Raw genomic sequence first — 25,613 nt, forward strand, 5'->3', positions numbered from 1 at the left:
CTCATCGCCGGACGTATTTCCTGAGCTGCTCCAACGCAACACCAGGAACAGAACCGGGCATTTTTACCGAAACGGTGTTAGTTGCGCGTATCAGCCGTGGCGCGGCTCCCAGCGGAAGTACCTGCGGGCGATGAGCGTCCCGGCCACGATCCACGCCGCGATGAGCAGCAGGCGCGGCGCGGCCACCGCCCACGACTCGGCGAAGCCGACCGCCGGATGCGGGGCGGCCGTGGTGAAGTCGAGGCCGAAGTAGCCGATGCGGATGACGTCCACGACCGGAGAGAGCGGCATGGAGGCCGCGATGCGCTGCAGGAACTCCGGCATGCCGGTCAGCGGGAAGCTCGCCTGGGAGGTGGCGGCCAGCACGAGCATCGCCGGAAGCACGGTGATCTGCGCCGACTCGCCGCTCTTGGTCACGCCGGACAGGGCCGCCGCCAGCGGGACGAACATCACCGAGCCCAGCACCACGCCCAGGAACAGCAGCGGCGGGTTGCGGGGCAGGTGCCCGCCGAGGGTGACGATGCTCAGCGTGATGAGCACCGCCGTCTGCGCGACGTAGACCAGGGTGGTGGCCAGGCCGCTGCCGGCGAAGATCGCCGCCTCCGACAGGACGCTGCCGCGCATCCGCTTGAGTACGAGCTCCTCGCGCCGGACGGTGAACACGGTCGTCAGGTGCATGAACGTGACGAAGAATCCGGCCAGGGCGAGCATCCCGGTCAGCGTGTACAGGCCGGTCGAGACGCCGGAGACGTACCCGCTGCGCAGCAGCAGCGCCACGCTGCCCAGCAGCAGCGGGAAGGCGATGGCGGTGAAGAACGCCATCCGGTTGCGAAACAGCAGCGTCAGGTCGAGCCTGGCCAGCCGCCAGGTGTGGCTGAGCAGCAGCGACGGCTGCAGGCCGTGCAGGGACGACGACAGGGACAGCGACGGGAACGTGTCAAGCGCCATGAGCCACCTCCAGGAAGACGTCCTCCAGGGAGGCGCTGCGCACCTCGAGCCGGGTCAGGACGAGATGGTGATCGCAGGCCCAGGCCAGCAGGCGGGCCAGGGCTTGCTGGGTGCCGACGGGGTCGGGGCCGAGCCGGTACTCGACCGTGCCGCCCTCCACCTGGGGCCGCACGCCGCCCAGCTCGGGCAGGTGGTGGGCGGCCACCTGGGCGGGGTGCTGGAAGCGGATGCTGTGGCCGTGGGCGGCCACCACCTCGGCGACGGTGCCCGAGAGCTCGATCCGGCCGGCGTGCATGATGGCCAGCCGGTCGGCGAGCTGCTCGGCCTCTTCCAGGTAGTGGGTGGTCAGCAGGACCGTGGTGCCGGAGCCGACCAGGTCCCGGATGACGGCCCAGGTGTTGCGGCGCGCCTCGGGGTCCATGCCGGTGGTGGGCTCGTCCAGGAACAGCACCTCGGGCCGGGCCAGCGTGGCCAGGGCCAGGTCCAGGCGGCGCTTCTGCCCGCCCGAGAGCTGCCGGACCCGCACCTCCGCCTTGTCGGCCAGCTCGACCCGTTCCATGATCTCCAGGGCCGAGTACGGCTTGCGCGGCGAGACGTCCCGCCAGAAGCGGACGGTCTCGGCCACGGTCAGGTCGCCGAAGAACCCGCCCTCCTGCAGCATCAGTCCGGTGCGGGAGCGGACCTCGGCCCGCTCGGCGTACGGGTCGTGGCCCAGCACCCTGACCGAGCCGGCGGTCGGCGGGGAGAACCCCTCCAGGACCTCGATGGTGGTGGTCTTGCCGGCACCGTTGGTGCCCAGCAGCGCGAACAGCTCTCCGGGCTGGACCTGGAAGGAGATGCCGCGTACGGCCTCGAAGTCACCGTAGCTCCGCCGCAGGCCGCTCACCTCGATGGCGGGCGCGCCCCGGACGCCGTGTGAGATCGGCGACGCTGAAACCTCGTGTGTGATCATCGGTCTCCGCCTTACCTGTGGGTGGGGGTTGCTGTCGGCCGACGGGCAGGCGATCGCACACTAGGCCGCGCACCCTCCTGCGGTGGAGGGAGAAGCTGCCGGATGGCAGCAACAGGCACCTCGATCGGCACCTGGATGTCCGTCATGGACGGTGTTACAGTGCCCGCGCTGATCACTGTCGGGCCTGGAGCTCAGCGGGGGACTCGTGACGGACGCGCCACGGACCACAGAGCACGACGACGGCGCCGCGGCCGAGATGGGGGACCTGCTCGGCGGGCTGCTCCCCGAACGGCTCGCCGCCGGCTACGCGGTCTTCCTCAGCCGGGGCGAGTGCCCGGAGGAGGAGGCGGCCGGGCGTGCCGGATCCCGCGCGGTGCTGGACGAGCTGATCGCCCGCGGCCTCGTCCACCGGGTCGTCTACGCGTCCTCGGCCGCCATCCGGCCCACCGACCCCGCCCTGGCCTTCCGCGACATCATCCACGATCTGCAGCGGCGGCTGATCGAATCGAGCGACCGCCTCGCCGCCGCCTACGGCTGGCTCAACGACGTCCAGCGGATCTTCGCCCGGCGGGCCATCGAGCAGGCCCCCGAGGAGGCCATCAGGATCGTGACCGACAAGGAGGAGATCCACTCCCTGTCGCTGTCGATCATCAACTCGGCGCAGTCCGACTTCCTCGGCCTGCACACCTGGCGCTTCGAGAGGCCGCTGCGCAAGGAGAGCTCGGCCCAGCCGCCGCGCGGCGTGATCTCCCGCAACGTCCGCTGCCGGTCGATCTACTCCACGGAGTACTTCGAGAACGAGGTCGGCCACCACGTGATCCAGAGCTCCATCGCCGAGGGCGAGGAGGTGCGGATCATCCGCAGGCTGCCGATGAAGATGAAGCTCGTCGATGAAGAGGTCGCGATGCTCCCGCTGACGCCCACGGGCGCCGACGGGATCGCCCTGGTCAAGGCCCCCGTCATCGTCAAAGCGCTGCGGCAGTACTTCGAGCTGCTGTGGGACAGGGCCACGCCCGTCGCCGCGCCCGGCCGGGCCGGGGCCGTCCCCGTGCCCTCGGCCCGCGGCGGGCCCACCGAGCTGCAGCTCCGCCTGGTCGGGATGATGGCGCTCGGGCTCAAGGACGAGTCGATCGCCAACCGCACCGGCATGAGCCTGCGCACCGTACGCCGCCACATCTCCACGATCATGGAGATGCTCTCGGCGGAGACCCGCTTCGCCGCCGGCGTCATGGCCGCCAAGCGCGGCTGGATCAAGTGAGCGGGCCGGGTCAGGTTTTCCCGAGGTCGGTGAGGGTGTCGTCGGCCCATTGGAGGCCGGCGCGGGCCAGGGCGAGGCCCAAAGCGTGGGCGTGGCGGCCGAACCGGCCGGGCCGCAGGGCCTCCAGCTTCTCCAGCTGCGCCTGGTAGCGGGCCCTGATGCGCTCGACGACGGCGATCGCCTGATCGCGCTCCATCAGGTGGAGGAGGAACGCCTGGAGCGCGATCTCGCTGCGTGCGGGCAGCACGGGGTGGTGCTCCTCCATCCACGTGCGCAGCTCGCGCTCACCTTCGGGCGTGATCGCGTAGATCTTGCGCCCTCTCGCGCCCTCCGCCTCGACGGTCACGAGCCCGTCGGCGGCCATCTTCACCAGCTCGGGATAGATCTGCGTGTGCCCCGCCTGCCAGACGTGGTTGAGCGAGCCGTCGAACGTCTTGGCCAGGTCGTAGCCGCTGGCGGGGCCGACGGTCGAGAGCAGTCCGAGCAGCGCGATCCGTAGGGACATGGCCGCCAGCATATCGAAGGCTTGACATGTAAAGACTTACATATCACTCTTCACATGTGAGCAATGACAAAAAGGGTGACGGCATCCTCCTGTTCGCCGTCCTCGGCGGCATGTTCCTGGCGATGCTGGACCAGACGATCGTGGGTACGGCGCTGCCGCGCATCGTGGCCGAGCTGGGCGGCGGCACGCTCTACACGTGGGCGGTGACCGCCTACCTGCTGACCTCCACGGTCACCGTGCCGCTGTACGGCAGGCTGTCGGACCAGCACGGCAGGAAGCCGCTGCTGCTGACCGGCATGGTGGTGTTCCTGATCGGTTCGGCGCTGTGCGGGGCCGCGCAGGACATGACGCAGCTCATCGTCTTCCGCGCGCTCCAGGGGCTCGGCGCGGGAGCGCTGATGCCGCTGTCCCTGGCGCTGGTGATGGAGATGTTCCCGCCCGCGTCCGGCGGCGCCCGCGTCCAGGGGGCCATCGGCGCCGTGATGGGGCTGACGTACCTGGCGGGGCCGTTCCTCGGCGGGATCTTCACCGACCAGGCGAGCTGGCGCTGGGCCTTCTACGTGAACGTGCCGATCGGCGTCGTGCTGGTGGCGATCATCGTGCTGCGGCTGCCGTACCGGCCGGGCACCGGCGGCGGCCGGCCCGACTACGCCGGCATCGCGGTCTTCACCCTGGCGGTCACCTCGCTGCTGCTGGGCCTGACCGAGAAGGGGCTGGACGGCCACACCTGGACCGACGCCGCCGTGGCCGGGCCGATCCTGCTGGCGCTCGCGCTGCTGGCCGTCTTCGTGGCGGTCGAGCGGCGGGCGGCGAGCCCCATCATGCCGCTGGAGCTGTTCGCCAACCGCTCGTACACGCTGGTCAACCTCACCTCGTTCGTCACGGCCTTCTCCATGTACGCGGGCGTCGTCTTCCTGCCCCGTTACTTCCAGGAGGCGCTAGGCGCCAGCGCCACCGCCTCGGGCCTGCGCATCTACCCGCTGACGCTGGGCATGGCCGCGGGCAGCGTGCTCATGGGCGCGCTGATGTCGAAGAGCGGCCGGTACAAGCCGTGGCTGCTGGTCTCGCCGTTCCTGCTGGCCGCGGGCGCGCTGCTGTGCCTCAACCTCTCCGTGGACAGCGCGGGCGTGGCGGTCGCCCTGTGGATGCTGCCTCTGGGGCTCGGCATGGGGCCGATGCTGTCCGGGCTGACGGTGGCCGCGCAGCAGTCGGTGGAGCCGCGGCACCTCGGTACCGCCTCGGCGAACCTGACCTTCTTCCGGCAGATCGGCGGCTCGGTGGCGCTGGCCATCGGCGGCACGCTGTATTCGGCGGAGTTCGCCGCGAGCGTACCCGTGGCGGGCGAGGCCGCCGCGCACGCCTCCGCCGCCGCACTGGTCGTGCCGTCACTCGGCGTGACGGGCGCGGTGATCGCACTGGTCGCGCTGGCCGCCCTGCCGGACCGGCGGCTCACCCGCCCGGGAGCGCCTGCCCGGCCGCAGGAGAGCGCGGTGGAGGCCGGTTTCGCGTCATGAACGGCACCATGCGAAGCTGTCAGTATCCCCAACACCATGGAGGTCCTCATGGCGGATACACCGGAGCCGGAAGTCAGCGAGACTCCCGAGGACGAGATGAAGCGCAAGTTCCGCGAGGCGCTCGAACGCAAGCGCAATCAGCAGGCGGGCTCAGGCGCGGGTGGCAGGGGCTTCGATCCATCGAAGATTCACGGGACGCACGGTCCGGCCGCCAGCAAGAGATCGTTCAGGCGTAAGAGCGGCGGCTGAGAAAGCGAAATCCCAAGGGGCACGGCATGCCGTGCCCCTTTCGCATTTCATTCCCGCCGAAGGTAGATCTTTTGTCCGATTCGTGGTGAAACGTTTGCGGGTGTCCGATCCCGTCGTTAGAGTGTTCGCCATTACCAGCCGGTGACCTAGTCCTTACCCAAGACGGACGACCGGCTGGCGCCGAATCCCGAACCTTTCGGGAACCGGGGAACCACCCTCCCCTTGGGGTGAATCCGGCCCCCGTGGCCGGTAGGGCAACTCCACCGCCCGAACCCGTCAGCTAACCCGGTAGGCGTGATGGAGAGGATTGCGTATCACATGTGTCACCAGCGTGTCGTACTCGCGGACCGCTTCGTGTTGACGGCCGCCTGCTGAGCGGCCCCCTTCCCCAGGCTCATCATTTGCGCCGCGCGTAGCGCGCGGGTGCTCTGCCCCGCTGCGCCCATTTCCCCCGAGAGCCCGGCGTAACTCCCCCTGTCCCCTCGTGAAGGGTTAGCTGCTTCATGTCTGCCCGTTTTGGCCTGCGTTCCCTCGCCTCGCTGACCGCCTGCTGCGCGGTCGGCATGACCATCGCCGGCACGGCGGCCCATGCCGACACCAAAGACGAAAAGATCCTGCTCAAGGGCTCGACCACGGCGTCCTACTTCTGGGACGACGGCTCCGGCCGGGCCGGTGACACGGGGCTGCCGGCCAGCGGCAAGCCCATGCAGAAGGGTCTTGCGGCCAGCCCGAGCTGGCCGCTGATGACCGAGGGATACGTGGTCTACAAGGGCAAGAAGGCGCCCTTCTTCGTCGGCGACCGTGGTCCCGGCGAGCCCTCCAATCGCGGCATCATGCTCGACCTCGACGCCAAGACGTTCGCCGAGCTGACCGGCGGCACGTTCAACCCGAACACGCTGCACGTCGACGGCATCGGCGGCCAGGGCCACATCAAGGTCGAGTACGTCATCACCAAGTGGGGCCCCGGCGTGGGCAAGAAGAACCACCCGGTGCCGTTCTCGACCGGCGCCTGGTCCAGGCGCGACAGGAACCCCGCGCCCCCGCCCGAACAGGACGAGCAGGACCAGCAGGCCGGCGGCCGCTCGGTACCCGCCGCGCGCTGACCCGGCGTCCACGCCGTCCGCTGACGCGCACGTCCCCGTCCCCGTGCGGCGTCGCGGATGTGCGCGATCGCCGCGCCGGCGTGCCTTCCCCTCCGCGCGCCGGCGCGGCGATTCGCGGCAACGGATCCGGCGCGGGCCTGTCATGGCGGCTCGCCGGCGTGCTGCGCGCGTTTCGCGCGCTATTGGCGGACGAATGCCCGCTTTACGGACCGCAACCAGAATGACATTCTGATCGGCGTGACGACCCGTGTAGCCGCAAACGGCATTGAGATCGCCTACGACAGCTTCGGCTCACCCACAGGGCGGCCGCTCCTCCTGATCATGGGGCTCGGCGCCCAGCTCATCCAGTGGGACGAAGGGCTCTGCCGGCTCCTCGCGGAGCAGGGACACCACGTCGTACGGTTCGACAACCGCGACGTGGGCCTGTCCACGCACTTCCACGACGCGGGCGTGCCCCGGCCGGGGGAGCCCGCGCCGTACCGGCTGGAGGACATGGCCGACGACACCGCCGCGCTCATGGACGCCATCGGCTGGCCGTCCGCGCACGTCGTGGGCGCCTCGATGGGCGGCATGATCGCCCAGACGCTGGCGATCAGGCACCCCGAGCGGGTGCGGACGCTCACCTCGATCATGTCCACGCCGGGACCCGACGTCGCCCCGCCCACCCCCGAGGCGATCACGGCGCTGATCACCCCGCCGCCGAAGGACCGCGCCGGGGTGATCGACCAGTCGGTGGCGACCTGGTCGACGATCGGCTCGCCGGGCTACGAGATGGACGAAGAGGCCGTCAGGGAGCGGGCCGGGCTGGCCTACGACCGCTGCTTCGACCCCGCGGGCACGGCCCGGCAGTTCGCGGCGATCAGGGCGTCGGGCGACCGTACGGAGGCGCTGGCGAACGTCCGCGTCCCCACGCTGGTGATCCACGGCGAGGCCGACCCGCTGATCCCGGTGGCCGGCGGCCGCGCCACGGCGGAGGCGGTGCCGGGGGCGCGGCTGGTGACGTACCCGGGGATGGGGCACGACCTGCCGAAGGCCCTCTGGCCCGGCATCGTCGCCGAGATCACCAAGCTGACCTCGGCCTGACCACCGGCCGGCGGCCCGCAACCCTGCGCCCCGGGCCGCCGGCCGCTCCCCGCCTGCCCGCGCCGCCCGCCGCTCCCCGCCCGGCCGTGCCGCCGTTTCAAGCTCACCCGCGTCACTCGCCGCTCCACGCCTGCCCGCGTCGCCCTGAGGCTTCACTTGCCGGTGCTCGACGCGTACTTCTCGCGGCAGCGCATGATCTCGTTGACGTTGCGCTCCGCCCAATCCGCCACCACCGAGATCGGCCCGTGCAGCGAGCGCCCGAGGTCGGTCAGCGTGTACTCCACGCGCGGCGGCACCTCCGCGAACACCTGGCGGGTCAGCAGCCCGTCCTGCTCCATCGCACGCAACGTCTGCGTCAGCACCTTGGGCGTGACACCGCCGATCCGCTCCCTGAGCTGCGTGAACCGCATCGGCCCCGAGACGAGACAGAGCAGCACCAAGGCCGACCACTTGTCGCCGATCCGGTCGAGAACCACCCTGGTCGGGCAGTTCGGGTCGAAGACGTCGCCTTTAGTATCCACGAGGTACTTATAGCACGATGAAGTAACCAGTATCTGATGCATACTCTTGGCGGCATGAAGATCCTGGTCTTTGGCTCGACCGGCATGATCGGTCAGCGCATCGCCGCCGAGCTCCGCAACCGTGGCCACGAGGTGACCGGTGTCAGCCGCCGCGGCGGCACCGCCGAGGGTGACATCAAGGGCGACATCCACGACGCCGCGAGCCTGGCTCCCGGCCACGACGCCGTGGTCACCGCCATCGCGCCGCCGCGCGACGGCACCGAGCCCGAGGGGCCGTTCCTGGAGGCCAACAAGGCGCTCATCGAGGGCCTGCGCACCGCGGGGGTGCGCAGGCTGATCGTCGTGGGCGGCGCGGGCAGCCTCCAGGTCGCTCCGGGCCAGGACCTGGTGGACACGCCCGAGTTCCCCGAGATCTACAAGAAGGAGGCGCTGGCCGGGCGCGCCCTGCTGCGCCTCTACCGTGGGATCGACGACCTTGACTGGACGTTCGTCTCCCCGGCCGCGGAGATCGCGCCGGGGGAGCGCACCGGGGTGTTCAGGGTCGGCGGCGACACGCTGCTCAGCGACGAGCAGGGCCGCAGCTTCATCAGCGCCGAGGACTACGCGGTCGCGGTGGCCGACGAGCTGGAGAAGAACGAGAACGTGCGCAAGCGCATCGGCGTCGCCTACTGACCCCGCCCCACGCGCCCACGCCCGCGCCACCGGCCGGACCGCGGCGCGCCCTGCGCCCGTGCCGCCGATCGGACCGCGGCGCGCCCTGCGCCCGTGCCGCCGGCCGGACCGCGCCGCGCCCTGCGCCCGCGCCGCCGGTCAGTGCGGACCTCGCATGCGCGCCGGTCGGCCGGTCGGCGGCGGGGCTCGTGGTTACTTGCCGGCCGATGCGTCGGGTGCTTCTGCCGTGTCGGGCGCATCGGCGGTGTGAGGCGTGTCGGCCGCGTCCGGCGCATCGGTGGCGTCGGGCGTGTCGGGCGCATCGGTGGCGTCGAGGGGGTCGAGCGCTCCGGTCGCACCGGGCGCTCCGGCGTCGTCCGGCAGCAGCGCCTGCTCGTCGGGCTTGTGCACGAGGACGTTCTCCACGTACGACTCCACCGCCTTGGCGAGCCCGACGTCGGCGCCCTCCTGCTCCGACAGGTACCACCGGTGGTCGAGGATCTCGTGGAAGATCTGCGCGGGCTCCAGCTTGCCGCGCAGCTCCACCGGGATGGCTTCGACCGTCGGCTGGAACACCTCGGCCAGCCACCGGTGCGCCACGATGGCCTCGTCCTCGTGGCGCAGCCCCTTGGCGACGCGGAAGCCGTCGAGGTCGTTGAGCAGCCGCCTGGCCTGGTTCTCCTCGACGTCGAGCCCGGTCAGCCTGAGCAGCCGCCGCTGGTGGTGTCCGGCGTCCACGACCTTGGGACGGACGATGAGCCGTCCGGTGCCGACCTTGCGCCGCACCATCATCTCGGCGACGTCGAAGCCCAGCAGGTTGAGCCGCCGGATGCGCTGCTCGACGCGGTGCCAGTCGACCTCCTCGATGATCTCGCTCTCGTTGAGCTCGTTCCAGAGGCGGTGGTAGCGGGTGACGATGTCGTCGGCGGTCTCCATGGGGTCGATCGACGGGTGCAGCAGCCCGCCGGCCTCCAGGTCGAGCATCTCGCCGAAGATGTTCGTGTGCGCGGTGTCGATGTCGCCGAGCCGCTGCCCCTCGCTGATCATCGGGTGCATCTCGCCGGTCTCGGCGTCCACCAGGTACGCCGCGAACGCGCCCGCGTCCCTCCTGAAGAGGGTGTTCGACAGCGAGCAGTCGCCCCAGTAGAAGCCGTTGAGATGCAGCCGCACCAGCAGCACGACCAGCGCGTCGAGCAGGCGGGTGAGCGTGTCGGGGCGCAGGGTGCCCGACATGACGGCGCGGTAGGGCAGCGAGAACTGCAGGTGCCGGGTGATGAGCGCGGCGTCGAGGCCGTTCTCGCGGCCGGTGACGTACGCGACGGGCTCGACGGCGGGCGCGTCCAGCCTGGCGAGGTCCCATAGGAGCTGGTATTCGCGCTTGGCGTACCGCTCGCTGATCTCCTTGATCGCGTACACCTTGCCGGAGAGCCGCGCGAAGCGGACCACGTGCCGCGAGATGCCGCGCGGCAGATCGACCAGGTGGTGCTGCGGCCAGTCCTGCAGCGGAAGTTCCCAGGGGAGGCGGATCAGGTCAGGGTCACCTAGCGCGCCAGTGATCTGGAGGGGCATTTCCTCAGGATATTGTGCGTCGGTGGACGAGTTTCTCAAGTGGTACTTTTCCGACCGTCCGGTCATCGCCGCCATGCTGGGGGCCGATGGCTACGATCACACGCTCGGCGACTTCACCGCGGAGGCCTGGCAGAACCGCGAGCGCGAGCAGGTCCGCTGGCTGGAGCGGCTGTCGAAGGCCGAAGCGCCCACGCTGGACGACGCGATCGACAGAGATCTCGTCGTATCGCAGCTAAGAGGCAACATCGCCATGGCGTCCTGGCCGGTGTGGCGCCGCGACCCGAGCGTCTACCTCGGCTCGATCTTCACGGCCATGTACAACCCCTTCCAGAACCGGCTCAAGCCCGAGCCGGAGCTGGTGAGCGCCGCGATATCCCGTCTGGCCGAGGTGCCCGGCGTGCTGGCCGCCTGCCGCGCCAACCTGGACCCGGACCTGGCCGCCCCGCTGCTGGTCAAGCGCGGGCTCGGCCAGGCGCGTACGGGACGCAACTTCCTCACCCGCACCATCCCGTCGATGGTCGAGGACCCTGAGCTGCGCGCCAAGCTGGCCGAGGCCGCCGAGCCCGCCGCGCAGGCCTTCGACGACATCGTCACCTTCCTCGAGGGCTTCGAGTGCGGCGGCACCTGGCGGATGGGGGAGCGGCTCTACTCCACGCTGCTGCGCGAGCGCGAGATGCTCGGCTACGGCGCCGCCGAGCTGCACGAGAAGGGCAAGGCCGCCTGGGCCGAGCTGGACGCCCGCATGCAGGAGGTGGCGGTCAAGGTCAACGGCTCGCGTGACTGGCGGGCCGCCATGGAAGTCGTCATGGACGACCACGCGCCTACCCTCGACGACATGCGCGCCGAGTACGAGGCCGAGACGCGCCGTGCCAGGGAGTTCGTCCGCGAGCACGACCTGGTCACCTTCGCCGAGGGCGAGGAGTGCCTGGTGCTGCCGTCGGCCGAGTACAACCGCCCGGTGCTGGCCGTGGCACACTACCTGGCCCCGCCGCCGCTCAGCGCCTCCCGCCGTGGCGTCTTCTTCGTCCCCTACACCCCGGACGACTTCACCCCCGAGCAGGTACGCCAGCGCCTGCGCACCAACGCGCGGGCCCAGATGCCGTCGATCGCGGTGCACGAGGCCTACCCGGGCCACCACTGGCACCTGTCGTACATCGCGGAGAACCCGCGTACGGTCAGGAAGGTCTTCAGGACGCCGTACTTCGTCGAGGGCTGGGCGCTCTACGTCGAGAAGCTGCTGCACGAGCACGGCTACTTCGACACCCCGGCCACCGAGCTCGCGCACCTCGACTTCCGGATCTTCCGCGCCGCCCGCATCATCGTCGACACCGCGCTGCACTGCGAGGACATGTCGATCGAGGAGGCGGAGACGTTCATGTCGACCAAGGCGTCGCTGTCGCCCGGCACCGCGCAGGGCGAGGTCAACCGCTACTGCGCCTGGCCGACGCAGGCCCCCTCCTACCTGACGGGCGCCATCGAGATCGACCGCATCCGCGAGTCGTTCACCGGCGGGCTGAAGGAGTTCCACGACCGCATCGCGGGCTCCGGCGGCCTGCCGCTCGGCCTGGCCGAGAAGGTCGCGCTGGCCTAGCGACGGCGCCCGCCCGGCCTGGCCACAGGCGGTGCTCCGGCCGGGGGAGTCCTCCTGCCGGGTCGGTCTGAGGCCGCGCGGAGCCATCCGGCCGGGTCGGTCTGAGGCCGCGCGGAGCCATCCGGCCGGGTCGGTCTGAGGCCGCGCGGAGTCCTCCTGCCGAGCCCGGCCTCATGCCCGGGGAACTCCGGTGGGTTGAGCGTGCGCTCGACCACGGCGGCGAGCTGCGCGTCGGTCAGCACGGTGGGCTTGCCGATGCCGGCCGCGCGCACGTACACCTCGCACAGCCACTCCAGCACCCGGGTGGCCTCGAACGCCTCCTCCAGCGTCGCCCCGATGGTCACCCCGCCGTGGTTGGCCATCAGGGCGGCCCGCCTGCCCTCCAGGGCGGCGCGCACGTTCTCGGCCAGCTCGGGCGTGCCGTACGTGGCGTAGGGCGCCACCCTGACCACTCCGCCGAGCAGCAGCGTGTTGTAGTGCACGGGCGGCAGCTCGGTCATCGTCGTGGCCACGACCGTGCCGAAGACCGAGTGCGTGTGCACCACGGCCTGCGCGTCCGTGCTCTCGTAGACGGCCAGGTGCATGGGCGTCTCGCTGGACGGCCGCAGGTCGCCTTCGACGAGCCGGCCCGCCATGTCGACGATCGGGCACATCTCGGGGGTCAGCTTGTCGAGCGCGACGCCCGAGGGGGTCACCGCGATGCGGTCGCCGTCGCGCACGCTGAGGTTGCCCGACGTGCCGATGACCAGGCCCAGCTCGACCGCGCGGCGGCCGTACTCGCACAATTGCTCGCGAAAGGTCATAAGCCGGGAATGTAGTGCATCACAGGCGCTCGACGGCGGCGAGCATGATCCGCCTGGCCCGCTCCCGGCTCAGCCGGTCCGGGTAGAGCAGCAGGTGCAGGCTCAGCCCGTCGACCAGCGCCAGCAGCTCCTCAGCGAGATCGTCGAGATCCTCAAGATCGCCGTCGCCGCGCGGCTCGCCGACCGTGCCGGGGCCCTCTCGCGTCTCGCCGGCCTCGCGGGCGTCTCCGGGCGTCTCGCCGGTCGGGCGGCCGCGCCCGCGCAGCTCGCCGGCCTCGCGGGCGCGGCCGAGCAGTTCGCGTACGGCGGCCCGCAGCTCGCCCGCCTCCGCCCGCTGCACCTCGGCCAGCCGCTCGGCGGCCAGGCTGCGGCTCCAGAAGCTGACCTCCAGGCGGGTCTCCTGGGCGCGGTCGGCGTCCAGCGGCAGGTTGTCCAGCAGCAGCTCGCGCAGCGCGGCCAGCGCCGTCGGCGCGCTCTCGACCTTGGCCGTGAGCCGGGCGCGGATCCGTTCGTGCGACTGCCGCAGCGCGGAGAGCAGGATCTCGTCCTTATCGGCGAAGTAGTGCGCGAGCACCCCGTTCGAGTAGCCCGCCTCCTTGGCGATGGCGCGGGTGGTCGCGGCGTCGATGCCGTCCCTGACGATCACCCGGCGCGCCGCCGACATGACCTCACGCCTGCGCTCGTCGTGATCGACGATCTTCGGCATCGGCCCCTCCGTTGACTTTTTATTCGGACGTCTGTCTATTTAGACTATGACCGTCGTCACAGTCGGCGTCCATATCGTCGACATTCTCGCCAGGCCCGTCGATCACATCCCCGAGGGCCAGGACACCGTGCTGGTCGACCAGATCCGCATCACCGCCGCGGGCGCGGCGGCGGGCACCGCGGTCGATCTGGTCAAGCTGGGCAACGACGTGGTCACCATGGGCGCGGTCGGCGACGACGAATTAGCCGACTTCCTGCTCATGGTGCTGGCCAAGCGCGGGGTGGACACCTCCGCCCTGGTACGCAGGGCAGGAGAGCGCACCGCGGCCTCGATCCTGCCGATCAGGCCGGACGGCGGCCGTCCCAGCTTCCACGTGCCCGGCGCCAACCTCACCGTCACCTACGCCGACCTCGACGTGGCCGTGCTGCGCCGCGCCAGGGCCGTCCACCTGGGCGGCATGGACGTCACGTTCGGGCTCGGCGACCCCGCCTTCTTCGCCCTCCTCGACGAGCTGCGCGCGGCCGGCACCATCGTCACGATGGACCTGCTGTCCGAGATGGCCGACCTGCTGAAGACGGCCAGGGCGTTCCTGCCGCATGTGGACTACGTGCTGCCCAACGAGTCGCAGGCGCTGCTCATGACCGGCGAGGCCGACGCCGCCTCCGCCGCGCGGGCGCTGCTCGCGGACGGCCCCCGCGGCGTGCTCGTCACGCAGGGGGAGGCGGGCAGTCTCGTCGTCACCGCCGACGGCGAGGAGCGAGTGCCCGCGCTCAAGACGGAGGTGGCCGACACCACCGGATGCGGTGACGCGTACTGCGCCGGGTTCCTGACCGGCCTGCTCCACGACCGCGACGTGCCGACCGCCGCCCGCTGGGGCGCCGCGGCGGCCGCCCGCGTCGCCACCGGCCTCGGCTCCGACGCCGGGCTGACCGACCTCGACTCGACACTCGCCCTGCTGCAAGACCCGGCCCGCTCATAGATCTCCCATCCCCCTCAAGGACCTCTCCCATGACCGACGCAGAGCTTCGTCAGCGCGCACTCAAGGTCGTCCCGGGCGGCATGTACGGCCACCTCAACGCGGCCCTGTTCGCACCCGGCTTCCCGCAGTTCTTCGAGCGCGGCCAGGGCTGCCGCCAGTGGGACGTGGACGGCCGCGAGTACATCGACTTCATGTGCAGCTGGGGGCCGGTCGTGCTGGGTCACCACCACCCGCGCGTCGAGGAGGCCGCCGCCCGGCAGGCCAGGCTCGGCGACTGCCTCAACGGCCCCGGCGCGATCATGGTGGAGCTGGCCGAGCTGCTGGTGGACACCGTCCCCAGCGCCGACTGGGCGATGTTCTCCAAGAACGGCACCGACGCCACCACCCAGGCCCTCATGGTCGCCAGGGCCGCGACCGGCAGGACGAAGGTGCTGATGGCGCACGGCGCGTACCACGGCGCCGACCCCTGGTGCACGCCGTCGCCCGCCGGCACCACCCCCAACGAGCGGGCCGACCTCGTCGAGTTCACCTACAACTCGCTGGAGTCGCTGGAGGCCGCGGCGGCCACCGTGGAGGGCGACGTGGCCGCGATCATCGTCACGCCGTTCAAGCACGACTCGTTCGAGGACCAGGAGCTGGTCGAGCCCGAGTTCGCGCGCGGCGCGCGGGCCCTGGCCGACCGGCTCGGCGCGGCGCTGGTGATCGACGACGTGCGCGCCGGGTTCCGCATCGACCTGCGCGGTTCGTGGGAGCCGTACGGCGTGCGTCCCGACCTGACCGCCTGGTCGAAGGCGATGGCCAACGGCTACCCGATCGCCGCCGTCACCGGCACCGACGCGCTGCGCGGCGCCGCGCAGCAGCTCTACTCGACCGGCTCGTTCTGGTTCTCGGCGGTGGCGATGGCCGCGGCCAAGGCCACGATCGAGACCCTGCGCGACACCGACGGCATCGCCGCCATGGAGCGGGCCGGCACCCAGCTCAGGGAGGGCCTGTACGCCCAGGCCAAGTCCTACGGGTTCACCATCAACCAGACCGGCCCGGTCACGATCCCGTGGCTGAGCTTCGACGGCGACGCCGACCTGTCGGTGGCCATGTACTGGACCGACGCCTGCCTGCGGCACGGCGTCTACCTCCACCCCTGGCACAACTGGTTCATGTCGGCCGCCCACACCGAGGAGGACGTGGCGAAGGCGCTCGAAGGCACCGACCAGGCGTTCGCGGAGACCAAGGCCCACTTCGGCTGAGACCGGCGGCGCTTCCCGGCCGGCCCGGGGGCGTCGCCGTACGGTGGTGCCATGGACATCGACGGCAAGCTCGCCTCCGTGCCGGCCTGGCGGCGCGAGGGCGAGGTGATCAAGCGCTCTGTCACCGCGCCCGACTTCCCGGCCGCGATCCGCATCGTGGACGAGATCGCGGTCAAGGCCGAGGAGCTCGACCACCACCCCGACATCGACATCCGCTGGCGCACGCTGCACTTCGCGCTCACCACCCACTCTGCGGGCCGCCTGACCGGCAAGGACGTCACGCTCGCTGCTGTGATTGACGAGATCGTGGCAAAACATGGCGCGGTGGACCAATAACCCAGCGTGACGGGTCCGTCACTCGTTAGAGTGGGTGCCCTCTCGGAGCCCGTATGCCGGAAGGGCTCGGATCATGGGGGGTCTCATGCGCGTGCCCGCGTTCCTGCTCATCCTGGCGGCCTCGGCGACGGCCTGCGCGGGGCCGTCCGCGCCGGTCCAGAACGCCAAGACCGCGCCCGACGACACGATCAACCTGAGCGCGGCGGGCGAGTTCACCACCGACGACACCGCGGCCATCGCCTACGACCGCAAGCTCGCACCCGAGGGGGCGCAGGCCAGCGTCACCGTCGAGTCGTCCGGCGGCGAGACCCGCACCTCGCTCACGGTCGAGGGCCTGCTGCCCGACCGCGCGTACGGCGCCCACCTGCACACCAAGCCGTGCGGCACGAAGCCCGACGACTCCGGCCCGCACTACCAGCACCAGCCCGGGAAGATCGACCCGGTGAGCGAGGTCTGGCTCGACTTCACCACCGACAGCGAGGGCAAGGGCACCTCCAGCTCGCGCAACGCGTGGAACCTCGATGCCGCCAAGCTGCCCGGCTCGCTGGTCATCCACTCCAAGGCCACCGTGAAGTCGGGCCCCAAGGTCGGCACCGCCGGTGACCGCGTGGCCTGCCTCACGCTCGAACAGGACTGACGCCGCAGCAGGTGGGGCGCGCCTGCTCCGGCGCGCCGCGTTCGCGGTCACGAGCCGTCCGCGCTCGCGGTCACGAGCCGTCCGCGCTCGCGGTCACGAGCCGTCCGCGCTCGCGGTCACGAGCCGTCCGCGCTCGCCGTCACGAGTCGCCCGCGCAGGTGAAGGCGGTGCGGGCCGGCGCGACCTGTCACGAGCCGTCCGCGAGGGTGAAGGCGCTGCGGGCCAGCGCGACCTGCTCCAGCGTTGCCACGTTGCCGAGCGGGGTCTTGTGGTCCACGGCCATCGCGGTCACCACGTACGTCCTGCCACCTGCCGTACGCGCGAGATAGCCCACGTCCGACAGGCCGGGCTCCGAGCCGCCCTTGAACCACACCGTCGGCCATTTCGCCCTGTCCAGCCCGATACCGCCGTCATTGATCGACAGAACCTGCCCGATGTGCCCGTCGTCCAGCTTGAGCAGTTCGGTGTAGGCGCGGCAGATGTCGCGCGGCGTGGCGAACCACTCCAGCGTGTCCAGCTCGCGGGGCTCGGTGTAGAGCTTGAAGTCCGCCGGCGTCTGCCCGGCCACCACCTTCTTCAGGTAGGCGCGCTGGGCGCGGTCGCTCAGCGAGAGGTACTTCTTCGCCAGGCGCGGATACTTCACGCCCTTGAGCACGAACAGGTCCCGCGTCGTCAGCAGCGGCACGTTGCGCTTGTCGTGCACGCCCCAGGCGCGCATCGTCCGCTCGACCGCTTCGCGGCCCGCTTTGTGGATCAGCAGGTCGGTGGCCGTGTTGTCGCTGATCGAGATCATCAGCTTGGCGGCTTCGAGCACGGTGACCTTGCTGCCGTCCGGGCGGTCGTACAGCTCGCCGCCGGGCAGGCTCTTCAGCTCGTCCTCGATCGTCAGCTCGGTGTCCCAGCCGTACGCGCCGCTCTTGATCTGCTGGTGGATCGTGCCGAGCACGTACAGCTTGATCATGGAACCGAGCGGGCGGCGCTTGCCCGCGGCGATCGCGCGCACGGGGCGGCACTCGCCTCCGGCGGTCAGCTCGGCGGCCAGGAAGCTCGTCTGCGGCGCGATCGCGCGCAGCCGTTCGTCCACCTCGCGCCAGCTCCGCGCCTCAGGCGCGCGGAACAGCAGCCCGTCGATCAAGCCGGCGCCGTCCACGGCGACGATCAGCTCGATCGGGGTACGGCCGAGCAGCACGCGGGCCACGAGCTGCCGCTCCTGGGAGACCGTCACCCGTTCGAGCGTGATGCCCTCGTACTCGGCGAAGGCCTGGTTGATCGACGCGGGCGGGAAGTCTCCGAGGAACCCGGCGGCGAAGTGCGCGCGCAGCTCCCGCTCGGGCAGCGGCGCGCGGGACACCGCCTGCAGGACCCAGCCGAGCTGCCGCCCCGCCGGCGTGTCCGGAATCTCCGGAGCGGCCACGGCGGTGACGCCGGATCGGATGGTCTCGGCGTGCACGGGCACTCCGGCCGCAACCCCGGCCGTCACCGCGATCGTCGCGGCGGCCAGGAACCGGGCGGGCTTCGATGGGGTGATCATGGTCGAGGCTCCTCACAGGATCGACTGCGTGGCCTCCAGTCGATCGCGCGCACGCTGCCTGGGGCCACCGTGTGAGCCGCCGTTCTCGCAGGTGCGGACGGCCGTACGAAATATGCGGATAACCTCATAGACGCCCGACCGCACGCTCGTCACGATGGGGGCCTATGAGTTCCAGGCCGCTGGCCGGGCCGGTGGCGTTGACCGCGGCCGCGAGCGCCACCGCGGGCGCTCTCCTGGAGAGCGGGCTGCCCGCCCCGGCGACGCAGTGGGCGTTCGTCGTGCTCTCCCTGCCCACGCCCGCGCTGGGCTGGCTGCTGACCGTACGCAGGCCCGAGCTGCGCTACGGCCCGCTGCTGCTGGCCGCCGCGCTGACGTTCGGTCTCGGCACGCTCGGCGTCGGGCTGTCCGCGCGCGGCGCCCCCGAGCCGATCGTCGTCCCGCTGTCGGTCCTCTTCGCTCCCTTCTACGGCCTGACCTGGATCTTCGTGCCGCTGCTGTTCCCCGACGGGCGGCTGCCGTCGCCCCGCTGGCGGCCGGTGGCGTGGATCGCCGCCGTCGCGCTCGCCCTGCACACCATCGGCTCCCTGCTGATGTGGGTGACCCCCTACCGGCCGTTCACCGGCCCGATGGGGGTGCGCGGGCTCATCGGCGCGCTCGCCTCGGGGATCGGGCAGCTCGTCGTGATGGTCACGGCGGTGGTCGTGTTCTGCGGGCTCGTAGTGCGCTGGCGGCGCAGCGGACGGGACGAGCGCGGCCAGTACGCGTGCATGGTCGCCGGTACCGCCGCCACCTTGACCGGCGCGGCGGTGATGACGGTGATCCTGGGCGGCTCCTACGCCGGTCGCGAGCCGGACTGGGGCATCCTCACGTTCGGGATGCTGCTGGTGCTCGGGGCGCTGCCCGCCGCGATCACCGTGGCGATCGTCCGGCACCGGCTGCTCGACGTCCGTATCGGCATCAGGGGCTCGCGCCTGCACCTCGTGTTCGACCTGCGGCCGACCGTGGACGAGGTGCTGTCCGACCTCGGCACCGCGCTCGCCGGCACCTCCGAGCCCGCCGAGCAGCTCGACCGGCTCGCCGCCGCCATCCGCGCCGGGCTCGACCTGCGCTGGGCCGCCGTCACGCTCTCCGACGGCACCCGCGTGGTCGCCGGCGACGAGGACCGACCGCCCGCGCTGGAGCTGCCCGTGCCCGGCGACCTCGGCCGCATCAGCGCCGGCCCCAGGGACGGCGGCCCGCTCACCCGCACCGACCGCCGCCTGCTCGAAGCGCTGGCCGTGCCCGCCGGCCTCGCCATCCAGAACGCCCGCCTGGTCGCCCGCCTGGTCAACGCCCAGGAGGCCGAGCGCCGCCGCATCGAGCGCAACATCCACGACGGCGTGCAGCAGCAGCTCGTCGCCCTCATCGCCGGGCTCGAACTCGCCAGGGCCACGGGCGCGGGTCCCGACATGCTGGCCCACCTGCGCGAGCAGGCCCGCCAGACCCTCGACGACCTGCGCGAGCTGGCCGCCGGCATCCACCCGTCCACGCTCAGCCAGGGCGGCCTGGTGGAGGCCGTGGAGGAGCGCTGCTCGCGCCTGCCCGTCAAGACGACGGTGAGCGCGCCCGCGCCGCTGCGCACCCGGCGCTTCGCCGACGAGATCGAGGGCGCCATGTACTTCACGGTCAGCGAGGCCGTGACGAACGCGCTCAAACACGCCGCGCCCGCCCACATCGACGTGCGGCTGTCGCAGGACGGCGGCCGTCTGCGCGCCACCGTGACCGACGACGGCACGGGCTTCGACCCGCGTACGGCGGCCCGCAGAGGGCTCGCCACGCTCGCCGACCGCCTCGGCGCGCTCGGCGGCGGCCTGACCGTGGACAGCGAACCGGGAAAGGGGACTCGGATGGACGCATGGGTGCCGGTCGATGACTGAGCATGGGCGGATCCGTACGGTGGTGGCCGACGACCACTACCTCGTACGCGAGGGCACCAGGCGGCTGCTCGAACTGTCGGGTGAGGTGAGCGTCGTCGGCGCGGTCGGCAACGCCGACGAGCTGCTCGACGCCGTACGCAGGCTCGCCCCCGACGTCGTCGTCACCGACATCAGGATGCCGGGAGGGGAGTGGCGGCAGGGCTTCGAGGGCATCGACGCCGCCCACCGCATCCGCGCCGCGCACCCCCACGTGGGCGTGGTGGTGCTGTCGCAGTTCTCGGACGCGCTGTTCGCCTTCGAGCTGTTCAAGCACGGCACCGAGGGGTACGCGTACCTGCTCAAGGATCGCGTCGGCGACCTGGACGAGCTGCTCGGCGCGATCAGGGCGGTGGCCGCCGGCGGCTCGGTCATCGACCCCAAGGTGGTGGAGGGCCTGCTGGCCAGGCGCGACGTGCGCGGCCAGCAGGAGGCGCTGACCGCGCGGGAACGCGACGTGCTGCGCGAGATGGCGCACGGCCGGACGAACGCCGCCATCGCCCGCGCCCTGCACCTGTCGATCTCGTCGGTGGAGAAGAACGTCAACTCGATCTTCACCAAGCTCGGCCTGGAGAACAGCGGCGACGTCCACAGGAGGGTGGCCGCGGTCCTGGCCTACCTCGGACCGCAGCCGTGACGGGCGCCGCTCAGCGGTAGGCCAGGCGGCGCAGCAGGTTCTCGAACGGGCCACGGTACCGGGCCCGCCGCATGAGGTCGGCGAGCACCAGCGACAGCACCCAGGTGAGCGCCGCGATCACCGTGGCGCCCGCCAGGCCGAAGTCGTCCTGCAGGCCCAGCCCGAACGGGGCGAAGATCAGGATGAACGCGACCGACTGGAAGAGGTAGAAGGTCATCGACCGCTGGCCGAGCGCCTCGACCATCGTGGTGAGCCGGCCGCGCCGCTGGGCCGCCGCCGTGGTGGCCACCAGGGCGACGATCGCCGCCATGCCGATGCCGCCGGCGTAGCCGGTGAGCGGCTGGAGCAGCACCGCGATCCACAGAACCCCCGCGGGCGCGCCGGTCCACACGCCGGCGTGCATGAGCGCGGCGGGCAGCGAGCCGACGATCGACACGATCGTGGTGAGCACGGCCACGCGCACCAGGAACGGGCGGTGCGCCTCCGGCTGGTCGAGGAAGCGGCGGCGGGCCGCCCACATGCCGAACAGCACGCCGGGGATCACGATCAGCAGCTCGACGACCAGGGCGAACGGCCAGGAGCCGGCCCGTTCGGCGAGCCCGGTCAGGTAGGAGGCGCCCTGCCCGGTGACCACGCTGCCCGCCTCGTACGTGCGCCGCCCCTGCGACATCGGCAGCCACAGGCCGATCGTGGACATCACCGTGGCGGGCACCATCGCCAGGCCCGCCGCCCACAGCACGGCCTTGTCGGAGCGGCGCAGCAAGGGGACGAAGATGAGGGCGGTCACGCCGTAACCGGCCAGGATGTCGATGGGGACGAGCAGCACCGTGTGCGCCAGCCCGAACACCACCAGCCACCAGCCGCGGCGGCGCAGCAGCTTGCGGACGCTCACCCAGTCGGAGCCCCGCGCGAGCCGCCGATCGAGGAGCTGGACCAGCGAGTAGCCGAACAGGAACGCGAACAGCGGCCTGGCGTGGTTGTTGACGAAGAGGAACAGGAAGACGTCGGTGAGCGCACCTGCCCAGGCCGGGCTCTTGGCGACGTCGGCGACGAACAGCGGCGCGTGCGCGAAGGCGATGGCCAGCAGCATCGCGCCCCTGGCCAGGTCGGGGGCCAGAGCCCGCGGGGCGGTGCCCGCAGGCGTGGCCGCTGCCTGCTGAGACGTGGTCATGGGTCCCCCTGGGTTGGTCGTCGTGTCGGTGGTCGCTAGCCCTCGCCCGACGGGCCCGATTTCTTGACCGCGTCGATGGCCTTGCGCAGGGCGGTGACGATCGGTTCGACGGGCTGCCCGAGCTGATCGAGGCGGTCGCGTGCGGCCCGATCCCTGCGACCGGCGACCGCCTTCAATCTGGCCGCCACCGCCAGCGCGGCCAGCACCCGGATGTCCGGCTCCACGCGCCCGACCGGCCGGCCGCCCTGCACGGCCCTGCCGGCCCGCTCGGCGAGCCGCCGGGAGAGATACGGCTTGCGCGGCACGATCCGCTCCACCGGGAACAGCAGCACCCGGCGCCGCTCGACGCGGATCAGGCGCTCGGCGGCCAGCTCGTCGCGGACCACCTCGACGGCCTTGGCGTGATCCTTGCGGATCCAGCGCCGCCAGGAGCGCGGCGGCGACGCCGAGATCTGTTCCCAGACGATCGCCGGCAGCGAGCCGGAGCCGGCGCCCTCGGGCGGGTGCACGGCCTTGGCCTTGCCGTCCTCGTCGGTCAGGCAGCCCTGGAGCAGCAGCTCCGCCAGCGCCGCCGCCCGCAGCAGGTGACCCAGCTCCATGCGCTGCACTAGGCGGTCCTTGCGCAGGTCGAAGGCCAGCAGGAAGGCCGAGCGGGTGAGCGGTTCACGGTGCCGCACCGTCTGCATCGGGTGGTTCCTCCTCGTCGCGGCTGTCGCCTTCCGGTGTCTTGCGCGGCCGGCCGCGCGGGCGCATCCGCCCCACCCCCTCCGGCAGGCGCCCGGCCTCGGCCAGCGCCCTGCGCAACAGGAACTCGATCTGGGAGTTCGTGCTGCGCAGCTCGTCGGCGGCCCACTTGGCGAGCGCGTCGTGCACCACCGGGTCGAGCCGGAGCAGGATCTTCTTGCGTTCCACGGGTTACTGGTAGAGCGTGCCGGTGTTGACGACGGGCTGGGTGTCGCGGTCGCCGACCAGCACCACGAGCAGGTTGCTCACCATCGCCGCCTTGCGCTCCTCGTCGAGCTCCACCACCTCGTGCTCGGCCAGCTTGGCCAGCGCCATCTCGACCATGCCGACCGCGCCGTCCACGATGCGCTGCCGGGCCGCCACGATCGCGCCCGCCTGCTGGCGGCGGAGCATCGCGCTGGCGATCTCGGGCGCGTAGGCCAGGTGGATGATGCGCGACTCGATGATCTTCACGCCGGCCGGGGCCACCCGCACCGCGATCTCCGCCGAGAGCCGCTCGTTGATCTCGTCGGCGTTGTCGCGCAGCGACAGTCGCGGCTCGCCGTGCGAGTCGTACGGGTAGGTGCTCGCGATGTGGCGCACCGCCGTCTCGGCCTGGATGGCCACGAACTCCACGAAGTCGTCCACCTCGAACACCGCCTGCGCGGTGTCCTCCACCTGCCACACCACCACGGTCGCGATCTGGATCGGGTTGCCGTCGGCGTCGTTGACCTTCGTCACGTCCGTCTCGTGGTTGCGGATCCTCGTGGACACCCGGCGGCGGGCGGTGATCGGGTTGACCCACTGGAAGCCGGGGGTGCGCAGCGTGCCGACGTACCGGCCGAGGAGCTGCACCACCCGGGCCTCGCCCGGCGCCACGGGGGTGAGCCCGAAGTACATCACGAACCCGATCAGCGCCGCCAGGCCGCCGCCGATCAGCAGCAACAGCCCGCCCTGCCCGGCCCCGGAGGCGAGCAGGCCGATCCCCACCACGAGCAGCGCCAGCCCGGCCAGGAGCAGCAGCGTCGCCACCGCCAGCATCACGAACCCGTTGGCCGCCTTGACCGGGCGCTCCTTCGTGCGCGGGGCCGGCATCTCCACGACGGTGCCCTCAAGCGCGGCCCCGCCCGACGTCTCCGCCATCCTCTCCTCCTTCCAAGTGACTTCATCTTGCTAGCAATGTGATATCACTTTTTTGGCGAACGGGAAACCCTCTGGTTCGGCAGGGAATCGCGGCGGCCGGGTGGTGAGGCCGCTCAGGGGCAGGTCGGCCAGGGGCGAAGCGGCCGGATGCGAGCCCATCCGAGGCCGGGTTGCCCAGGGTCGGGTCGGCCGGGGTCGGGTTGCCCGGCATCGGGTCGTCCGGGGCCGGGTTGCCCGGCATCGGCGGGATCGGGTTGCCCGGCATCGGGTCGGCAGAGGCCGGGGCGTCAGGGAGGGATCAGGTCGTCGAGGCGGCGGTGTCCTGGAGCCAGCCGGTCGCCGCCACCACCTCGGTGGCGACCTCGGTCACGGTGCGGCCGTCCGTCGGCACGCGCACCACCCAGTCGCCCGACTCCCGCTCAAGCACCCGGGCGCCGCGGGTGCTGCGCCGCAGCTCCTCCTCGAAACCGGAGCCGCGCTCGCGCCCCGCCAGCCGCCGCCGTACGGTGTCGTCGCCCGCCGTCAGCAGCACCCCGACGACACGCATCGGCCCGCCGCCCATCGCCCGCGTCACGAGGTCGCGCTCCAGCACGCTCACGGTGTTGGTGTACATGAGCCGCCGGTAGCCGAGCCCGCGGTAGTTGGCCCGCAGCGCGGCCAGGTTGGCCTCGGTCATCGCGGTCCCGTGCGGGTCGTCCGCGGGCATGGGATGGGCCTCGCAGAGGTTGTCGCCCTCGATGAGGCAGTGGGCCACGCCCGCCGCGCGCAGCAGCCGGGACACCTCGTAGCCGGCGGTGCTCTTGCCGGAACCGGCCCGGCCGCCGATGAGCAGCACTTCCTGAGTCGTCATGGCGGCCAGTCCGGGTCCGGCCGCCGTACGTGCGATAGCGGTTTTCCCGGGGCGGCCGGTCCAGGCCCGCCCGCGGTGCGCCGGTGGCGTCAGCCGAAGACGGCGGGCGGGGGCACCGGGGCGAGCACGGGGTCGCCGTCCTTGATGACGGCGGCGCCGGCGATGAAGTTCGTCAGCGCCTCGCCGTACACGCAGCGCGCCTGCGTCAGGCCGCCCGCCGCGCGCCGGGTGAGCAGGTCGGTCGGCAGCTCGGTACGCGAGGCGGCCACGATGAGGTTCCCGAACCGCCGCCCGCGCATCACGCCGGGCTCGGCCAGCAGCGCCACATGCGGGAACGTGCCGGACACGGTGGCGAGCAGCCGCTTGGCGAAGGCGAGCCCCTTGCCGTCGGCCATGTTGATCAGCAGCGTGCCGCCGGGCCGCATGATGCGCGCGATGTCGCCCATGTACTCCACGGTGGCCAGCTCGACGGGCATCGTCGCCCCGCTGAACGCGTCGAGCACCACCAGGTCGGCCGTGGTGTCCCACACCTTGCCCGTGCCCTCACGCCCGCCCGCCACGATCACCTTCAGCTTCGGCACGGATCGCAGGTTGAGCTGCTCGCGTACGAGGTTGACCAGCAGGCCGTCGGGCTCGATCACGATGTGGCGAGAGCCCGGCCGGGTGGCGGAGACGTAGCGGGGGATCGTGCAGGCGCCGCCGCCGACGTGGACGCAGCTCAGCGGCCCGTCCGCCAGAAGGTCGATCACATCCGCCATCAGCCGTACATACTCGAATTCGAGGAATGTCGGGTCTTGTAGATCCACATACGACTGCGGTACGCCATCCTTGGACAGCACCCAGCCGTCCTGCCGGTCCAGATCTCGGAGAAGCTCGATCTCCCCGAACGTCACCGGGTACCGGCCGGGCGTCGGTTCCCGCTGTCCACGTGCCACGTCTCATCGCCTCCTGGGAGCA

The 25,613-nt window shown here is 71.6% G+C and carries 27 protein-coding genes and 1 riboswitch; of the genes, 13 read left to right on the top strand and 14 right to left on the bottom strand.

The window, feature by feature from the left end; translation table 11 throughout:
- Positions 1 to 90: 90 nt before the first annotated feature.
- The gene (locus tag WBK31_RS01810; protein WP_406674230.1) at positions 91 to 948 is read right to left on the bottom strand and encodes an ABC transporter permease; all 858 of its coding nucleotides are present in this window, start codon (positions 946 to 948) and stop codon (positions 91 to 93) included.
- Positions 938 to 1,900, bottom strand: coding sequence for an ABC transporter ATP-binding protein (locus WBK31_RS01815; protein ID WP_364058552.1), 963 nt, complete (start codon positions 1,898 to 1,900; stop codon positions 938 to 940). The genes WBK31_RS01810 and WBK31_RS01815 overlap by 11 nt, the downstream gene beginning before the upstream one ends.
- Positions 1,901 to 2,105: 205 nt before the next feature.
- Here WBK31_RS01815 and WBK31_RS01820 point away from each other — a divergent pair, with 205 nt between their 5' ends.
- Positions 2,106 to 3,158 (top strand): hypothetical protein, encoded by a 1,053-nt coding sequence (locus tag WBK31_RS01820; RefSeq protein WP_406674231.1) that lies wholly within the window; start codon positions 2,106 to 2,108, stop codon positions 3,156 to 3,158.
- A 10-nt stretch (positions 3,159 to 3,168) separates the two neighbouring features.
- On the opposite strand, the gene WBK31_RS01825 is transcribed toward WBK31_RS01820, so the two are convergent.
- Positions 3,169 to 3,663, bottom strand: coding sequence for a PadR family transcriptional regulator (locus WBK31_RS01825; RefSeq protein ID WP_364058546.1), 495 nt, complete (start codon positions 3,661 to 3,663; stop codon positions 3,169 to 3,171).
- Between the two features lie 56 nt (positions 3,664 to 3,719).
- On the opposite strand from WBK31_RS01825, the gene WBK31_RS01830 reads away from it, so the two are divergent.
- From WBK31_RS01830 to WBK31_RS01845, 4 genes are all read left to right on the top strand, one after another.
- Positions 3,720 to 5,177, top strand: a complete 1,458-nt coding sequence (locus WBK31_RS01830) for an MDR family MFS transporter (RefSeq protein WP_364058543.1) — start codon at positions 3,720 to 3,722, stop codon at positions 5,175 to 5,177.
- 36 nt (positions 5,178 to 5,213) lie between these two features.
- Positions 5,214 to 5,426, top strand: coding sequence for a DUF5302 domain-containing protein (locus WBK31_RS01835; protein ID WP_364058540.1), 213 nt, complete (start codon positions 5,214 to 5,216; stop codon positions 5,424 to 5,426).
- Between the two features lie 168 nt (positions 5,427 to 5,594).
- Positions 5,595 to 5,736, top strand: a riboswitch (cyclic di-AMP (ydaO/yuaA leader).
- Positions 5,737 to 5,929: 193 nt separating this feature from the next.
- On the top strand, positions 5,930 to 6,529 hold the full coding sequence (locus WBK31_RS01840) for a hypothetical protein (protein ID WP_378784923.1): 600 nt from the start codon (positions 5,930 to 5,932) through the stop codon (positions 6,527 to 6,529).
- 237 nt (positions 6,530 to 6,766) lie between these two features.
- On the top strand, positions 6,767 to 7,612 hold the full coding sequence (locus tag WBK31_RS01845; RefSeq protein ID WP_378784922.1) for an alpha/beta fold hydrolase: 846 nt from the start codon (positions 6,767 to 6,769) through the stop codon (positions 7,610 to 7,612).
- 152 nt (positions 7,613 to 7,764) lie between these two features.
- On the opposite strand, the gene WBK31_RS01850 is transcribed toward WBK31_RS01845, so the two are convergent.
- A complete protein-coding gene (locus WBK31_RS01850; protein WP_364058534.1) occupies positions 7,765 to 8,133 on the bottom strand; it encodes a helix-turn-helix domain-containing protein in 369 nt (122 codons plus the stop codon).
- Between the two features lie 54 nt (positions 8,134 to 8,187).
- On the opposite strand from WBK31_RS01850, the gene WBK31_RS01855 reads away from it, so the two are divergent.
- Positions 8,188 to 8,805, top strand: coding sequence for an NAD(P)H-binding protein (locus WBK31_RS01855; RefSeq protein WP_364058531.1), 618 nt, complete (start codon positions 8,188 to 8,190; stop codon positions 8,803 to 8,805).
- 192 nt (positions 8,806 to 8,997) lie between these two features.
- On the opposite strand, the gene WBK31_RS01860 is transcribed toward WBK31_RS01855, so the two are convergent.
- On the bottom strand, positions 8,998 to 10,353 hold the full coding sequence (locus WBK31_RS01860) for a DUF4032 domain-containing protein (RefSeq protein ID WP_364058528.1): 1,356 nt from the start codon (positions 10,351 to 10,353) through the stop codon (positions 8,998 to 9,000).
- A gap of 22 nt (positions 10,354 to 10,375) precedes the next feature.
- On the opposite strand from WBK31_RS01860, the gene WBK31_RS01865 reads away from it, so the two are divergent.
- Positions 10,376 to 11,944, top strand: coding sequence for a DUF885 domain-containing protein (locus WBK31_RS01865; RefSeq protein WP_364058525.1), 1,569 nt, complete (start codon positions 10,376 to 10,378; stop codon positions 11,942 to 11,944).
- Here the strand turns inward: WBK31_RS01865 and WBK31_RS01870 are convergent.
- Together WBK31_RS01870 and WBK31_RS01875 are read right to left on the bottom strand one after the other, a co-directional pair.
- Positions 11,941 to 12,747: a class II aldolase/adducin family protein gene (locus WBK31_RS01870; protein WP_406674232.1), complete on the bottom strand. Its 807-nt coding sequence runs from the start codon at positions 12,745 to 12,747 to the stop codon at positions 11,941 to 11,943. The two genes, WBK31_RS01865 and WBK31_RS01870, sit on opposite strands and share 4 nt — an antisense overlap.
- Before the next feature lie 19 nt (positions 12,748 to 12,766).
- Positions 12,767 to 13,453 (bottom strand): TetR/AcrR family transcriptional regulator, encoded by a 687-nt coding sequence (locus tag WBK31_RS01875; protein WP_364058519.1) that lies wholly within the window; start codon positions 13,451 to 13,453, stop codon positions 12,767 to 12,769.
- A 46-nt stretch (positions 13,454 to 13,499) separates the two neighbouring features.
- Here WBK31_RS01875 and WBK31_RS01880 point away from each other — a divergent pair, with 46 nt between their 5' ends.
- The 4 genes from WBK31_RS01880 to WBK31_RS01895 all read left to right on the top strand — a co-directional run bounded on the left by WBK31_RS01880 (position 13,500) and on the right by WBK31_RS01895 (position 16,649).
- Positions 13,500 to 14,432 (top strand): carbohydrate kinase family protein, encoded by a 933-nt coding sequence (locus WBK31_RS01880; RefSeq protein WP_364058516.1) that lies wholly within the window; start codon positions 13,500 to 13,502, stop codon positions 14,430 to 14,432.
- Positions 14,433 to 14,461: 29 nt separating this feature from the next.
- Positions 14,462 to 15,676: an aminotransferase class III-fold pyridoxal phosphate-dependent enzyme gene (locus WBK31_RS01885; protein ID WP_378784915.1), complete on the top strand. Its 1,215-nt coding sequence runs from the start codon at positions 14,462 to 14,464 to the stop codon at positions 15,674 to 15,676.
- Between the two features lie 51 nt (positions 15,677 to 15,727).
- Complete coding sequence (locus tag WBK31_RS01890) at positions 15,728 to 16,012, top strand: 4a-hydroxytetrahydrobiopterin dehydratase (RefSeq protein WP_364058510.1); 285 nt, start codon at positions 15,728 to 15,730, stop codon at positions 16,010 to 16,012.
- A 73-nt stretch (positions 16,013 to 16,085) separates the two neighbouring features.
- A complete protein-coding gene (locus WBK31_RS01895) occupies positions 16,086 to 16,649 on the top strand; it encodes a hypothetical protein (RefSeq protein WP_364058507.1) in 564 nt (187 codons plus the stop codon).
- A 187-nt stretch (positions 16,650 to 16,836) separates the two neighbouring features.
- Here the strand turns inward: WBK31_RS01895 and WBK31_RS01900 are convergent, their stop codons facing one another.
- Entirely contained in the window at positions 16,837 to 18,180 is a 1,344-nt protein-coding gene (locus WBK31_RS01900; protein ID WP_406674233.1) for a serine hydrolase, read from the bottom strand.
- Positions 18,181 to 18,344: 164 nt separating this feature from the next.
- Between WBK31_RS01900 and WBK31_RS01905 the strand changes: the two genes are divergently transcribed.
- Both WBK31_RS01905 and WBK31_RS01910 read left to right on the top strand, forming a co-directional pair.
- Positions 18,345 to 20,096 (top strand): sensor histidine kinase, encoded by a 1,752-nt coding sequence (locus tag WBK31_RS01905; protein ID WP_406674234.1) that lies wholly within the window; start codon positions 18,345 to 18,347, stop codon positions 20,094 to 20,096.
- Entirely contained in the window at positions 20,089 to 20,769 is a 681-nt protein-coding gene (locus WBK31_RS01910) for a response regulator transcription factor (RefSeq protein WP_364058498.1), read from the top strand. The genes WBK31_RS01905 and WBK31_RS01910 overlap by 8 nt, the downstream gene beginning before the upstream one ends.
- A gap of 10 nt (positions 20,770 to 20,779) precedes the next feature.
- On the opposite strand, the gene WBK31_RS01915 is transcribed toward WBK31_RS01910, so the two are convergent.
- From WBK31_RS01915 to WBK31_RS01940, 6 genes are all read right to left on the bottom strand, one after another.
- Entirely contained in the window at positions 20,780 to 21,940 is a 1,161-nt protein-coding gene (locus WBK31_RS01915) for a DUF418 domain-containing protein (protein WP_364058495.1), read from the bottom strand.
- Between the two features lie 35 nt (positions 21,941 to 21,975).
- A complete protein-coding gene (locus WBK31_RS01920; RefSeq protein WP_364058492.1) occupies positions 21,976 to 22,626 on the bottom strand; it encodes a GPP34 family phosphoprotein in 651 nt (216 codons plus the stop codon).
- Positions 22,604 to 22,852, bottom strand: a complete 249-nt coding sequence (locus WBK31_RS01925; protein WP_364058489.1) for a hypothetical protein — start codon at positions 22,850 to 22,852, stop codon at positions 22,604 to 22,606. Before WBK31_RS01925 ends, WBK31_RS01920 begins: the two co-directional genes overlap by 23 nt.
- Before the next feature lie 3 nt (positions 22,853 to 22,855).
- Positions 22,856 to 23,806 carry an SPFH domain-containing protein gene (locus WBK31_RS01930; protein ID WP_364058486.1) on the bottom strand — a complete coding sequence of 317 codons (951 nt, stop codon included), beginning with the start codon at positions 23,804 to 23,806 and terminating at the stop codon, positions 22,856 to 22,858.
- A gap of 298 nt (positions 23,807 to 24,104) precedes the next feature.
- Complete coding sequence (locus WBK31_RS01935) at positions 24,105 to 24,656, bottom strand: hypothetical protein (RefSeq protein ID WP_406674235.1); 552 nt, start codon at positions 24,654 to 24,656, stop codon at positions 24,105 to 24,107.
- An 89-nt stretch (positions 24,657 to 24,745) separates the two neighbouring features.
- Entirely contained in the window at positions 24,746 to 25,591 is an 846-nt protein-coding gene (locus WBK31_RS01940) for a fused MFS/spermidine synthase (RefSeq protein WP_364058481.1), read from the bottom strand.
- Between the last annotated feature and the right edge of the window lie 22 nt (positions 25,592 to 25,613).

The sequence above is a fragment of the Nonomuraea sp. N2-4H genome (assembly GCF_045291505.1).
Lineage (GTDB): Bacteria > Actinomycetota > Actinomycetes > Streptosporangiales > Streptosporangiaceae > Nonomuraea > Nonomuraea fastidiosa.

What these genes read in the sequence shown, in the direction of transcription:
- WBK31_RS01810 (WP_406674230.1), bottom strand. Translation starts at nt 948, where the DNA reads ATGGCGCTTGACACGTTCCCGTCGCTGTCCCTGTCGTCGTCCCTGCAC.
- WBK31_RS01815 (WP_364058552.1), bottom strand. Translation starts at nt 1,900, where the DNA reads ATGATCACACACGAGGTTTCAGCGTCGCCGATCTCACACGGCGTCCGG.
- WBK31_RS01825 (WP_364058546.1), bottom strand. Translation starts at nt 3,663, where the DNA reads ATGTCCCTACGGATCGCGCTGCTCGGACTGCTCTCGACCGTCGGCCCC.
- WBK31_RS01835 (WP_364058540.1), top strand. Translation starts at nt 5,214, where the DNA reads ATGGAGGTCCTCATGGCGGATACACCGGAGCCGGAAGTCAGCGAGACT.
- WBK31_RS01840 (WP_378784923.1), top strand. Translation starts at nt 5,930, where the DNA reads ATGTCTGCCCGTTTTGGCCTGCGTTCCCTCGCCTCGCTGACCGCCTGC.
- WBK31_RS01855 (WP_364058531.1), top strand. Translation starts at nt 8,188, where the DNA reads ATGAAGATCCTGGTCTTTGGCTCGACCGGCATGATCGGTCAGCGCATC.
- WBK31_RS01860 (WP_364058528.1), bottom strand. Translation starts at nt 10,353, where the DNA reads ATGCCCCTCCAGATCACTGGCGCGCTAGGTGACCCTGACCTGATCCGC.
- WBK31_RS01870 (WP_406674232.1), bottom strand. Translation starts at nt 12,747, where the DNA reads ATGACCTTTCGCGAGCAATTGTGCGAGTACGGCCGCCGCGCGGTCGAG.
- WBK31_RS01875 (WP_364058519.1), bottom strand. Translation starts at nt 13,453, where the DNA reads ATGCCGAAGATCGTCGATCACGACGAGCGCAGGCGTGAGGTCATGTCG.
- WBK31_RS01880 (WP_364058516.1), top strand. Translation starts at nt 13,500, where the DNA reads ATGACCGTCGTCACAGTCGGCGTCCATATCGTCGACATTCTCGCCAGG.
- WBK31_RS01885 (WP_378784915.1), top strand. Translation starts at nt 14,462, where the DNA reads ATGACCGACGCAGAGCTTCGTCAGCGCGCACTCAAGGTCGTCCCGGGC.
- WBK31_RS01890 (WP_364058510.1), top strand. Translation starts at nt 15,728, where the DNA reads ATGGACATCGACGGCAAGCTCGCCTCCGTGCCGGCCTGGCGGCGCGAG.
- WBK31_RS01895 (WP_364058507.1), top strand. Translation starts at nt 16,086, where the DNA reads ATGGGGGGTCTCATGCGCGTGCCCGCGTTCCTGCTCATCCTGGCGGCC.
- WBK31_RS01900 (WP_406674233.1), bottom strand. Translation starts at nt 18,180, where the DNA reads ATGATCACCCCATCGAAGCCCGCCCGGTTCCTGGCCGCCGCGACGATC.
- WBK31_RS01905 (WP_406674234.1), top strand. Translation starts at nt 18,345, where the DNA reads ATGAGTTCCAGGCCGCTGGCCGGGCCGGTGGCGTTGACCGCGGCCGCG.
- WBK31_RS01910 (WP_364058498.1), top strand. Translation starts at nt 20,089, where the DNA reads ATGACTGAGCATGGGCGGATCCGTACGGTGGTGGCCGACGACCACTAC.
- WBK31_RS01915 (WP_364058495.1), bottom strand. Translation starts at nt 21,940, where the DNA reads ATGACCACGTCTCAGCAGGCAGCGGCCACGCCTGCGGGCACCGCCCCG.
- WBK31_RS01920 (WP_364058492.1), bottom strand. Translation starts at nt 22,626, where the DNA reads ATGCAGACGGTGCGGCACCGTGAACCGCTCACCCGCTCGGCCTTCCTG.
- WBK31_RS01930 (WP_364058486.1), bottom strand. Translation starts at nt 23,806, where the DNA reads ATGGCGGAGACGTCGGGCGGGGCCGCGCTTGAGGGCACCGTCGTGGAG.
- WBK31_RS01935 (WP_406674235.1), bottom strand. Translation starts at nt 24,656, where the DNA reads ATGACGACTCAGGAAGTGCTGCTCATCGGCGGCCGGGCCGGTTCCGGC.